Annotated in this window: 10 protein-coding genes and 3 tRNA genes; 9 read left to right on the top strand and 4 right to left on the bottom strand. The window is 35.7% G+C overall.

The features are described 5' to 3' along the window. Positions 1–363 precede the first annotated feature (363 nt). From CGC49_RS10420 to CGC49_RS10400, 5 genes are all read left to right on the top strand, one after another. Positions 364–2,133, top strand: a complete 1,770-nt coding sequence (locus tag CGC49_RS10420) for an alpha-amylase family glycosyl hydrolase (protein ID WP_095912758.1) — start codon at positions 364–366, stop codon at positions 2,131–2,133. Positions 2,134–2,250: 117 nt separating this feature from the next. After that, positions 2,251–3,591 carry an MFS transporter gene (locus CGC49_RS10415; RefSeq protein WP_095912578.1) on the top strand — a complete coding sequence of 447 codons (1,341 nt, stop codon included), beginning with the start codon at positions 2,251–2,253 and terminating at the stop codon, positions 3,589–3,591. 183 nt (positions 3,592–3,774) lie between these two features. Further along, positions 3,775–4,086, top strand: a complete 312-nt coding sequence (locus tag CGC49_RS11410; protein ID WP_095912577.1) for an NVEALA domain-containing protein — start codon at positions 3,775–3,777, stop codon at positions 4,084–4,086. A 43-nt stretch (positions 4,087–4,129) separates the two neighbouring features. Continuing rightward, entirely contained in the window at positions 4,130–5,134 is a 1,005-nt protein-coding gene (locus CGC49_RS10405) for a hypothetical protein (RefSeq protein WP_095912576.1), read from the top strand. Between the two features lie 157 nt (positions 5,135–5,291). Continuing rightward, a complete protein-coding gene (locus tag CGC49_RS10400) occupies positions 5,292–6,323 on the top strand; it encodes a BF3164 family lipoprotein (RefSeq protein WP_095912575.1) in 1,032 nt (343 codons plus the stop codon). A gap of 100 nt (positions 6,324–6,423) precedes the next feature. On the opposite strand, the gene CGC49_RS10395 is transcribed toward CGC49_RS10400, so the two are convergent. The 4 genes from CGC49_RS10395 to CGC49_RS10380 form a co-directional block, all read right to left on the bottom strand. After that, a tRNA-Val gene (locus CGC49_RS10395) sits at positions 6,424–6,498 on the bottom strand. A 29-nt stretch (positions 6,499–6,527) separates the two neighbouring features. Further along, a tRNA-Val gene (locus tag CGC49_RS10390) sits at positions 6,528–6,602 on the bottom strand. A gap of 31 nt (positions 6,603–6,633) precedes the next feature. Next, a tRNA-Val gene (locus CGC49_RS10385) sits at positions 6,634–6,708 on the bottom strand. Positions 6,709–6,786: 78 nt separating this feature from the next. After that, on the bottom strand, positions 6,787–7,974 hold the full coding sequence (locus CGC49_RS10380) for a pyridoxal phosphate-dependent aminotransferase (RefSeq protein WP_042005698.1): 1,188 nt from the start codon (positions 7,972–7,974) through the stop codon (positions 6,787–6,789). 111 nt (positions 7,975–8,085) lie between these two features. Between CGC49_RS10380 and rsmG the strand changes: the two genes are divergently transcribed. The 4 genes from rsmG to CGC49_RS10360 all read left to right on the top strand — a co-directional run bounded on the left by rsmG (position 8,086) and on the right by CGC49_RS10360 (position 12,796). Beyond that, positions 8,086–8,706, top strand: a complete 621-nt coding sequence (gene rsmG, locus CGC49_RS10375; protein ID WP_095894321.1) for a 16S rRNA (guanine(527)-N(7))-methyltransferase RsmG — start codon at positions 8,086–8,088, stop codon at positions 8,704–8,706. Positions 8,707–8,979: 273 nt separating this feature from the next. Next, positions 8,980–9,438: an inner membrane protein YiaA gene (gene yiaA, locus CGC49_RS10370; RefSeq protein ID WP_042345092.1), complete on the top strand. Its 459-nt coding sequence runs from the start codon at positions 8,980–8,982 to the stop codon at positions 9,436–9,438. Positions 9,439–9,626: 188 nt separating this feature from the next. Then, positions 9,627–11,096 (top strand): cysteine--tRNA ligase, encoded by a 1,470-nt coding sequence (gene cysS / locus CGC49_RS10365; RefSeq protein WP_095912574.1) that lies wholly within the window; start codon positions 9,627–9,629, stop codon positions 11,094–11,096. Positions 11,097–11,971: 875 nt separating this feature from the next. Then, complete coding sequence (locus tag CGC49_RS10360) at positions 11,972–12,796, top strand: purine-nucleoside phosphorylase (protein WP_042007921.1); 825 nt, start codon at positions 11,972–11,974, stop codon at positions 12,794–12,796. Positions 12,797–12,896 lie beyond the last annotated feature (100 nt).

Genomic DNA, 12,896 nt, shown 5'->3' with positions numbered 1-12,896 from the left:
AAAATATTTGACTTCAAAAATGGAGTCCAAACCACTGTATACAGGTATTATATTCGAACTTTGATACTTATCCTCTGTCAATGGATTAAATACTTTCTAATGTGTAGCGTGAGAAATTTGAGATTAAATCTCCAAGGTTTAATGATTAAAATAAAACATTGGGAGCATAGTTTAGTTGCCTCTTTAAATTTATTACAAGAAGAATCAAATCAACCTCAAAAACAAAAATTAAAATCCGTATCTTTGCCTACAAAAAATCTATTTATGAAAAAAAATACAACCGCAATTGTGTTTGCTACACTAATTTTTCTTTTTTTTGCAACCGCTTGTAAAAGCACAATAGAAGAAAAAGCAACAAAAGAGATGAAAAAAAACGAGAAAAAGGTAGTCTATCAGGTATTTACGCGTCTGTTTGGAAACACTAATACCTCCAACAAACCTTGGGGAACAAAAGAAGAAAATGGAGTTGGGAAGTTTTCTGATTTTACTGACAAAGCCTTAGAGGAAATCAGGGATTTAGGAGTTACTCACATTTGGTTTACGGGCGTCCCACATCATGCCTTAGTAAATGATTACACGGCTTTTGGAATCAGCAATGACGATCCAGAAGTAGTAAAAGGACGTGCAGGTTCGCCCTATGCTGTTAAAGACTACTACAATGTAAATCCCGACTTGGCAGAAAATCCTGAAAATCGATTACAGGAATTTAAAGATTTGGTAGAACGCACCCACAAACACGGATTGAAAGTCATTATTGACATTGTTCCTAATCACGTAGCAAGAAAATATGAAAGCGTTTCAAAACCCAAAGGCGTAAAAGGATTCGGAGAAGATGATGACACTTCGGTAGCATATCACGTAAACAATAACTTTTACTACAATCCAAACGAAACTTTCGAACTTCCAAACTATGCAACTGGCTACGAGCCTCTTGGAGGAGAAAAACATCCGTTGATTGACGGAAAATTTCATGAATTTCCTGCCAAATGGACTGGCAACGGTTCTCGAAAATCAAAACCAGATTTCAACGATTGGTATGAAACAGTAAAACTCAATTTTGGAGTTAGACCTGATGGAATTAAGGATTTTCCAGAACTTTCGGACGATTTCAACGATAAAAATCACCACGAACATTACCAATTTTGGAAAGATAAAACGGTTCCGAATACTTGGATAAAATTTAGAGACATAACCTTATTCTGGTTAGATTTAGGAGTGGATGGGTTCCGTTTTGACATGGCTGAAATGGTTCCTGTAGAATTCTGGAGTTATCTCAATTCAAATATCAAAAATAAAAATCCGGAAGCTTTTTTATTAGCCGAAATCTACAATCCAAAAGCATATCGTGATTATATTCATAAGGGAAAAATGGACTATCTCTATGATAAAGTTCAATTGTATGACACCCTACGGGGTATCGTTTCCTATGGCCGATCCACTGATGCTATTGCTCCTATCCAACACGAATTGGCGGACATTGCTAAAAATATGCTTCACTTTTTGGAAAACCATGACGAACAACGCATCGCATCACCAGAGTTCGCAGGTTACCCTGAAAAGGCAAAACCAGCAATGACAGTTTCAACGCTCATCAGCGATGCTCCAATTATGATTTACTTCGGACAAGAAGTAGGTGAAAAAGGAGCTGAAAAAGGTGGTTTTGGCAGTCCTTCCAGAACTTCTATTTTTGACTACGTTGGCGTACCTGCTCACCAGCGATGGATGAACAACAAACAATTTGACGGAGGACAACTATCTGACAATGAAAAACATCTGCGTGATTTCTACAAACGACTATTGCACATTCCCGTTACAGGATTTTACGCCGACATTCATAAATATAACCGCGAAAACACTGAATTCTATAACGATAAGGTCTACGCCTTTGTACGTGGCGATGAAGAAAATCAATGGATTATCATCGTTAACTTCAGTGAAAGCGATAGCTTTGGGTTCGATTTGCAAATTCCTCAGTTCATCATCGGAAGTTGGTTTTTAAATGACGGTAATTACTCCCTAACAGATGATTTATATCAAACAAAACAAACCACACTAAACGTGGCCAATGGCTTTGGAAAAATGCGGGTAGATATCGCTCCGCTGGAGTCACTTGTGTTTAAAGTGAAAAAATAATGGTTAATCCTTTTGAAAATTACATACCACCACATGAAATCATTAAGAACTATCTCGACTTTTTACTGAAAAAGAACTCTTTCGAAAGTCGAGATGGTTCTTTAAATATAAAAAAATATGGAGCAACATCCCAGAGGACATAAAAAGCTACTAAAAGCGTGGATTTTTTACGATTGGGCAAACTCGGTATATAGTTTATCCATAGTATCGTCAATTTTCCCGATTTTCTACGGCTTACTATTCAAAATTGCCAATATAACTCACATTGATTTATTCGGATTTAGTGTTAAAAACACTGCAGCAATTACTTTTGTTACAGCTTTGGCTTTTTTGATAGTTGTAGTAATTTCACCCATTTTGAGTGGTATTGCCGACTACTTAGGGAAGAAAAAAACATTCATGAAATTTTTCTGCTATTTGGGGGCTATTTCTTGTATTGGTTTGTATTGGTTTTCATTAGAAAATATTTATTTTGGATTGCTATGCTATCTGTTCGGAGTCATTGGTTTCTGGGGAAGTATCGTCTTCTACAATTCCTATTTGCCAGATATTGCTTTGCCTGAACAGTACGATGAAGTCAGTGCAAAAGGCTTCATCATGGGTTATATAGGTTCGTGTATATTGCTGATATTCAACTTAGCGATGGTCATGTTTCCTTCTGTTTTTGGAATCGAAGGCTCTGAGGAAGAAGCCACCTTAACGGCAATGAAAATTTCGTTTGTAACGGTAGGCTTTTGGTGGATTATTTTCAGTCAGTATTCTTTCCGTCATTTACCTAATTTTGAAACTGACCGCAACAAATTCAGCAAACGATTTCTGTTGAATGGCTACAAAGAATTGCAAAACGTACAACAGCAACTCAAAGAAAACAAACTCCTAAAAACATTTCTTTTAGCGTTTTTTGTATATAGCATGGGCGTACAAACTGTGATGCTTGTCGCTACCTACTTCGGAGAGCAAGAAATTCAATGGAAAGATACAGAAGAACGCACCATAGGATTGATAGTCAGCATTCTGATAATTCAATTAATAGCCATTGTAGGAGCAAAATTGACAGTTTGGAGCGTAAAAAAGATGGGGCAAATCCTCACTCTCATCGTATTAAACTGTGTTTGGATTTGTATCTGTTTGATTGCATATTGCATCTATCTACCTTGGCATTTTTACGCTACAGCCACCTTAGTAGGGTTGGTCATGGGGGGCATTCAAACACTTTCACGCTCCACCTATTCCACATATTTACCAAAAACAAAGGATACAACTTCTTTTTTCAGTTTTTACGACGTTTCAGAAAAGATTGGTATTGTTATCGGTATGGGAATTTACGGTATCATTGACCAAATGACCAACAATATGCGAAATTCGGTGGTATTTTTAGTCCTTTTCTTTGGAATTGGAGCCTTAATTTTATTCCAAATACACAAAAAGAAGTGTTTTTCTAAAAAAAGCCAGTTTTAACATTTTAAATAGCATTTAAAAATTTGAATAACTAAAAAAAGAAGTAATCGAAAATCCATAGATGCAAAATTCATAACAACACTTTCGTTTGAAACACTTTTTAAACAAATATTTGTTAATTAAAAAATATTTTGTAACTTGCGAGCCATAAAATTAAAAATCAATTTCTCATAAAAAAATGTTTTGAAAAGCCTATTAGTTATTGGGATTGTAGCGGTAGGCGGTTATGGAATTAGTGAGAGTGTCAGTAAGGATACTACTGAATTGAATGAGTTAACATTAGCTAATCTGGAAGAGTTGGCTCAAAGCGAAAACGGGGAAGAAGACGATTCTGATACTCCGCCTAAAGAGTGTTATAGAAAGTATCAACTAAGTCCAGGTATATTTGGACAGCATTCATTGACACGATTTATAACGTGTGATGGATGCAAGTACGTACGGGGATATAATCCCCAGACGAATAAGTATTTGTCCTTAATAAGTAAAAGAAGCTGAGGTTTAGCCTATGCTTTATTCCTTAACTTTAAATTGAAAAACAATGAAACTCATATATGCTATAGTATTCTTGGTGTTTTTTTCCTGTCAGAAAAAAAATGACATAAATAGAATAGATGTTTTTTCTATTTCGGAAGAAAAAATAACGTCCATACAGGAAATAAAGTTGGATTCTATTATTTTTCCTACCGAAATTCATTCTTTTGGGCAATGGATTGTAGGAATAAATCTTCCAAATTATTCTAAAAATGTATTTGATTTCATAAATAAGACAACTTTGCAAAAAGATTTTTCTTGTATGAAATTTGGTAACGGAGTAAATGAGTTTCAGGAGTGTAATCCTTATTTTTTTAAATGTAAAGATAATCTTATTCAGGTTAATGCTAACGTATTTGATATAAAAACTTTAAGACTTAAAAATGGTGATTTATCGGTATTAAGCTCTAAATCGTTGAGTGTAGCCCCAAACAAAATAATTGAAATAGACACAGAAAAAATTGCTTTTAAACCATCGTTTGAAAAACCTAATTACGCAATATATAATATTGGTAAACAAGAATTCGTTTCAAATTTTGGTAATTTTCCTAACGTTGAACTGTCTGAGGCAGGAGAAGATGTTGATTACGCCATTTTTTTTCAAGAAACTACCGTGTTTGATTCTGAAAAAGATCAATTTTTCTCTTTTTACTCCAATATTCCTTTAATTCGTATTTACAAAAATTTTAAATTGGCAAAAGAAATTTGGACAACAGATGATTTTAATACCAATATTACCGATTTTTATGATGAAAAAACAAAAATATTTTACGGCAAACCATTGATACGTCAGGGAAAAATCTATGTTACTTATCTGAATAAAAATCCAGAGGAATTTTCTAAAAATTCAAACGTAAATTTACTAATTTGGGACACGGAAGGAGAGTTGCTTAAAAGGTACGTAATACGTAATACGTTTCAAACCTACACGATTTCAGAAGATGGAACGGAGTTCTACGCAATAGATAATAGTAATACGGATTATAGCACTGTATTTAAGTTTAAATTGTAGGTTTAAACGTGTATTTTTGTTAAATTTATAAGTTATTCTGATTTTTTATAGCGTACGTTTGACCTTTTTGTAGTTTTAGTTTGTTATCGCTTTTTTAATTGCTATCCTAAATATTTTTAAAGAACTGAAATAAAAATGATTTTTTTAACTGTACACAATGAATAAATATTTTATTTTACCGCTCTTTTTTGTTTTTCTTTCCTGTTCTAAGGAAGAAAGGGCAACCGTACTACCTGAGAAAATTAAGGTAGAAAATATAGAAAAAGTCCAAAGAATCAAACCGAAATCAAAAGTGTTGATTGATAGCGTTTTAGGAGCTTTTAGCATAGCTAATGACTCAAAGTATATTTTTCTGAGAGTGCCAGAAAGTTCAGAATCCAAAGGGTTGCTTCAAATTTTCAATAAAAAAGGAGTTTTGGAAGCCTCTGTATTAAATAGGGGAGGGGGGCCAAATGATGTAATCAATGCTCGAATCATTAAGCAAAGAAACGAAAAGAATAGTTTATGGATAAACGATGTGACTTCTCGAAAGTTGAAATTGTTAAATGTTTCGGAATCAATATCAAACCAATCTGCAAAGATAGATGAGGTAGTTCGTTTTAACGAGGCTTCTGCCTACGCTTTTTTTATAAAAGATTCTCTTTTCGTGTTAGAAACGATGAAAAATAGTAACTATTGGCTTACGTTTTTTAATCCTATAACTGAAACTACCGTTTTTGACAAACCTATATATCCAAACTCATCAAAGCATTTTACAGTTTTATACCAAAGTATTTGGGCTGCTAAAAATGATAAAACTTGGATAGTTGGGGCTATGGAAGCCTTAAATCAAATAAATTTTGTTTCTTTGGTTGATACCGAAAAATCGTTTTCCGTATGTTTAGGCTCAGTAACAGAGGCTGAAAAAGCAATAGACAGTGATGGTGTAGGAAAACACGTTTACTACTGCGATGTAGACACGTCTTATAATCATATTTTTGCTTTAAAATTAGACCAAGTGGAGGAAGAATCTTATGAAATTCCCAAGCCTGTCACAATTGAAATTTTCGATTGGAACGGAAAACCACAATATATTTTGGAAATTGAGGAATACATACTGGGCATTTCAGTAGATGAAGAGTTAAAAAAAATATACGGACTTAGCAGTGATGATACCATATATGAATATGAATTGAACGGTATTTTGTAACACCTAAACAACTAAAAATTAAACAAATAGATAAAAATAACAAAATAATCTACGATTATAAACAAAAAAATCTTCAAGCAAACTTGAAGATTTTTTTCTGTGGGTCCTACTGGATTCGAACCAGTGACCCTCTGCTTGTAAGGCAGATGCTCTGAACCAGCTGAGCTAAGAACCCGATATAACGAACAAATTTTGAGATTTTAGTGGGTCCTACTGGATTCGAACCAGTGACCCTCTGCTTGTAAGGCAGATGCTCTGAACCAGCTGAGCTAAGAACCCTAAAATAACATTAAATAAATTTATGACTAAGTGGGTCCTACTGGATTCGAACCAGTGACCCTCTGCTTGTAAGGCAGATGCTCTGAACCAGCTGAGCTAAGAACCCTTAGTGCTTGAATGCGGATGCAAAAGTAGCACTTTTTCTCAAACTACCAAAAAATTATTCAACTTTTTTTTGAAAAAATTATTGTAACGATTCCTTAATTCGGCGAATCGCTTCTGTAAGTTCCTGTTCTGAAGCAGCATACGAAATACGAATACAACGTTCATCACCAAAGGCTTCACCCGTTACGGTGGCAACTCCTGCTTCTTCTAACAGGTATAACGAAAAATCAGATGCAGTTTTGATTTCTTTTCCTCGCAATGTCTTACCAAAGAAATACGAAATGTCCGGAAAAACATAAAACGCTCCTTCTGGAACATTCAATTTGAAACCTTCAATTTCGCCGAGCAAACGCAACACCAAATCTCTTCGATTTTTAAACTGATCAATCATGTATTGAATATTGCTCACAGGAGCTTTCAATGCAGCAATTGTAGCTCGTTGAGCAATTGAGTTAGCTCCGCTGGTAATTTGTCCTTGCATTTTCGTACAGGCTTTAGTTATCCATTCTGGAGCTCCTATATATCCTATTCTCCACCCTGTCATAGCATACGCTTTTGACACTCCATTCACGGTGATAGTTCGCTCATACATACCTTCAATTTCAGCGAAACTGGTATGTTTACCAACAAAATTGATATATTCGTAAATTTCGTCGGACAAAATAAATATATTTGGATGTTTTCGCAACACCACAGCCAAAGCCTCCAACTCTTCACGGCTGTACACTGAACCACTTGGATTGCAAGGCGAGTTGAACCACACCATTTTAGTTTTTGGAGTAATCGCTGCCTCTAATTGCTCGGGAGTCATTTTGAAATCATTTTCAATCGTAGTATAAACCTCTACTGGCACTCCTTCCGCAATTTTCACGATGTCCTTGTAGCTTACCCAATAGGGAGCAGGGAAAATCACTTCGTCTCCCGAGTTAATCATAACCAAAGCTACATTGGCTAAACATTGTTTTGCACCCGTAGCTACAGAAATTTGCGAAGGCTTATAAATCAAATTATTATCACGCTTAAATTTTTGACAGATGGCTTCTTTCAAATCAGCATATCCATCTACAGGAGAGTATTTACTGTAATTTTGATGAATGGCTTCGATGGCGGCTTCCTTTATAAAATCAGGAATATTAAAATCAGGCTCTCCCAAACTGAGACCTATAATATCTTTGCCCTGTGCCTTCAGCTCACGCGTTTTAGCAGCCATTGCTAAAGTAGCTGAAGTTTCCATATTGATGATGCGTTCCGATAAAAATTGTTGCATAGAAATAAAATTGTTAATTACTGGCTACAAAAATACTAAAATATTTGGATGTATTAGATTAAAATCGGTCGTTTTTTCATACATTTGCCTCTGAATTTGTTATAAAAGTTTATGGAACATATTCTTACCTACTTTAAAGATTTAACTCTGCAACAGAAAGAACAATTTGCAGCACTAAAATCGGTTTACGGAAGCTGGAATACGAAAATTAATGTCATTTCACGCAAAGACATGGATTCTTTTTATGAACGTCACGTGCTGCATTCGTTAGCCATTGCTAAAGTTCAGGTCTTCAATCCCTCCTCTGACATAATGGATGTAGGCACAGGCGGTGGCTTCCCTGGAATTCCATTAGCTATTTTGTTTCCTGAAGTGAATTTTACGCTGGTAGACTCCATTGGAAAGAAAATAAAAGTGGTTAAAGAAGTTGCGAAAGAAATTGGATTAGAGAACGTTACTGCTATAAACTCTCGTGTAGAGCTGATTGATAAAAAATTCGACTTTATCGTAAGTCGAGCCGTGACCCAAATGCCTGAATTTGTAAAATGGATCAAGGGCAAAGTTAAAAAAGATGGCAAACATGAACTTCCAAACGGAATTTTATACCTAAAAGGAGGAGATTTGAGCGAAGAATTAGCTACATTCACAAACGTTCAACTGTACAACATATCCGACTTTTTTACCGAAGATTTTTTTGAAACTAAAAAGGTTGTATATTTGAGAATCAAATAAATCAAAAGATTTTGAGCATTTGCCAAAGTGTCATCTGATACAGTAAATCATTCCTTGTGCCATAATTTTGGAAGAGAAATGTTTTTCCTATCAAAAATCACGCTATTTAAATTCACTATCAAAACGAAAAAAATAAAAAATAAAATATTAAATTTCAAACGGTTAATGTTTCAATTTATATTTTTAAAAAATTTTACGCCTTGCATTTTACAAAATAAGTTTGTTTAATTTGAGAAAAATTATACATTTGCCGTAATATAAAATGAATTTATTATGAATCAAAAACCTTCAAGTGCCTTCATTGGGGCATCGTGGATTGCATTAGGAATTGGTTTTTTAGGCTATATGATTGGTCTTTGGAGAGCCGAAATGCTTTTAAGTGAAAAGGGCTACTACTTTACGGTACTGATGTACGGACTATTTGCCGTAATTTCAGTACAAAAAAGTGTTCGCGACCGATTGGAAGGTATTCCTGTAACCGATATTTACTACGGAATAAGTTGGTTTTCAACCATTTTATCAATTGTTTTACTAGTTGTAGGGTTATGGAATGCCGACACATTATTGCCAAGCGAAAAAGGATTTTACGCATTTTCGTTTATATTGGCTATTTTTAGTGCAATTGCCGTTCAGAAAAACACTAGGGACAGTAAAAATTTTGACCTAGATTTCTCATCTCATTCCCCAAAGAAAGAGGATGATTTTCACATTAAAAACGAAAGTAATTCCTAACAATAAGAAAACACTTTCCCCTATTTGGAGAAAGTGTTTTTTAAACTTTATTTTCGATATGGTTAGTAGCTTTTCTATTCTGAATTTTTCGTTTTTGACAATCCGAAAAAACTGATTTTTCTTAAGGTATCGTACACTTTTGTACCAAATTTCAAAATAGATAAAAAAACGAACAAGAATTTACAAAAATGCAAAAACTTAACATATACAACTCCCTTACGGGTGAAAAAGAAACCTTTACGCCTTTGAAAGACGGACACATCGGGATGTACGTCTGCGGACCGACCGTTTATAGCAACGTCCATTTAGGAAATTGCCGAACCTTTATGTCGTTCGACCTGATTTTCCGCTACTTAAAACACATCGGCTATAAGGTTCGCTACGTGCGGAACATTACCGATGCCGGACACCTAACGGACGATGGCGACGTAAATAACGACCGTTTCGTAAAACAATCCCGTTTGGAAAAGTTAGAACCGATGGAAATCGTACAAAAATATACGGTCGATTTCCACAAAGTGTTGGAACTATTCAACACCCTGCCGCCGACCATCGAACCCACCGCAACGGGGCATATCCTCGAACAAATACAACTGACCGAAAAACTCATCAGCGACGGGTTCGCCTACGAAAGTAACGGCTCGGTGTATTTTGACGTACAGGCGTACAACCAACGCGGACTGAATTACGGAGAGCTTTCACGCAGAAATATAGAGGAGCTGTTCGCCAACACTCGTGATTTAGATGGGCAAGGCGAAAAGAAAAATCCGCAGGACTTCGCCCTCTGGAAGAGAGCCTCACCTGCTCATATTATGCGGTGGGCATCGCCTTGGGGAGATGGTTTTCCGGGCTGGCATTTGGAGTGTACCGTAATGAGCACTAAGTACTTAGGTGAAGAGTTTGACATTCACGGAGGCGGAATGGATTTGAAATTCCCACATCACGAATGCGAAATCGCTCAAGGCAAAGCCGGACACGGACACTCACCCGTACGCTATTGGCTACACGCCAATATGCTGACAATGAACGGGCAACGAATGAGCAAATCCACAGGAAATTACATTTTACCAATGCAGCTTATTTCAGGAGAAAATGACTTCTTCGAGAAACCCTTTAAGCCTTCGGTGGTGCGTTTCTGCTTTATGCAAGCCCATTACCGCAGCGTTTTGGATATTTCCAACGAGGCAATGCTCGCAGCCGAAAAGGGCTTTAACCGACTTATGGAGGCAGGAAAAATCCTTTCGTCCTTGCCAGTTTCGAAAAACTCTTCGTTCGATGTACAAAATTGGAAGCAGCAATGCTACAACGCAATGAATGATGACTTCAATAGCCCCATACTCATTGCTCAACTCTTTGAGGGTGTTCGCATTATAAACTTAGTGAAAGACGGCAAAGAAACCCTAACCGAGGCCGACCTTCGTGAGTTGGAAGCCACTTTCAACGCCTTTGTTTTTGAGGTATTAGGACTAAAAGATGAACAACAGGCTACTGAAAATAATGATAAATTGGACGGCGTAATGCAGATGCTCATTCAGATGCGTATGGAAGCTCGTGCTAATAAAGACTGGGCGTTGTCCGACAAAATCCGTGACGAACTGAAAGCCATCGGTATTCAACTCAAAGACGGAAAAGACGGAACTACGTATAGTTTGGAGTAAACAACATTGACAATAGGCTCAAAATAATCGTTCCATCACATGGTAAGTTTCAAAATGAGGCTATCTAATTACTAAAAAAGAAAACTACCTAAGGAAAAACCTTGTTCCTAGGTAGTTTTATTTAGGAAATTACTAAAATTTTCGTGTTGGTTCTACGGAAAAGATACTGTATTTTTTATACTCTTATCCTATTTTGAAGTATCGTAAACAAAAACTCAAGATTTGGTACGCCTTACTAAAAATTCAATATTGTAGATTTCGCTAAAAAAATAACTTTCATACAATCAAATTTGAAGAGAAACAACAAATAAAAATAGGCTGTCTTCCCGACTGCCTATTTAATTTAGAGAGATGATAAAGCCCTCATACAGAGGGATATTTTAACGGATATTTAGTTATCGAAAAAAACTGTAAAACTACCCTTTCTCTACCCAAACTTTATCCGGTCTATTACTATTTTGTATAACAGAATTTTCAGACTTTTTTACTGTCTATCCTCCTAACGGATAGCAAAATAAATGTTTTTTTTTGATATAAGCAAATTTTTTTCTTACTTTTATTTATTTGTTATAAAAAAAACAATTCGTGACACATAAAATATTGATTTACAAAGCATTAATTATTTTCAAAGAAAAAATACTTTCTTCACCATCTTATATTTCTAATAAAAATTTCACTCTTTTACTTTCCTGAATACTACAGCTTTATCCTTGTGGTACTTCTGTAGGAATGTGATGAAACACACAAAGAAACAAACAATATGACTGATACAATTCCTAGCGAATTTTCAAGCAAAAATTTGAGATAGTTGTATCAAATTTATTTGTTTAAATGCTTATTTTTTAGTATATTTGCCAATAAAAGATTAATTTACTATGGATATTTACGAAAAAATAAATGAAACGGCGCGTATCATTCAATCGTATATTTCGGAACATACGCCTGAGTTTGCGATTATTTTAGGATCTGGTCTGAGCCGTTTGGAAAACGAAGTGGAGGTGATTTCTGAAATCAAATATTCAAACATTCCGAATTTTCCTAAATCAACAGTAAGTGGGCATAAAGGTAAGCTCATTTACGGGAAAATAGAAGGACGCTATGTTTTGATGATGGCAGGCAGAGCTCACTACTACGAGGGCTATTCGATGCAAGAGGTAACTTTCCCTATTCGAATTTTTAAGCAGTTAGGAATTAATCGGCTTATTGTATCGAATGCATCGGGAGGGGTGAATCCTAATTTTGAGATTGGCGATGTGATGATTATTCGCGATCACATTAACATGTTCCCCGAACATCCGTTACGAGGCAAGAACTTGGATCAGTTTGGAACACGTTTCCCTGATATGAGTAAACCATACTCGTCCGCAATGATTACCGAATTAGAGAATATAGCCAAAGAAAACAACATCAAGGTTCAAAAAGGAGTGTATGTTGGTTTGCAAGGTCCTTCTTTTGAAACACCTGCTGAATACGGTATGGTTCGTATCTTAGGAGGCGACGCCGTTGGAATGAGTACGGTACCTGAAGTTATTGTAGCTCGACATCAGAACATGGAAGTGTGTGCACTTTCTGTAATCACTGATTTGGGAGGGCCAGAAATAGCTCCAAACGTGTCGCATGAGGAAGTTCTAAATGCTGCAAACAAAGCAATGCCAAACGTAATTTTATTGGTGAAAAACCTTATAAAACGATACCGATAATCAGAGAATTTGCCTGAGAAAGCTGTCTGAATAATGTTTTCAGACAGCTTTTTTGTTTTAACTACTTCTTAACAGAGTTCTATTTTATTTTTCTTACCTT

Source organism: Capnocytophaga sp. H4358, from assembly GCF_002302515.1.
GTDB lineage: Bacteria > Bacteroidota > Bacteroidia > Flavobacteriales > Flavobacteriaceae > Capnocytophaga > Capnocytophaga canis.
This window is presented reverse-complemented; position numbering and strand designations above follow the sequence as displayed.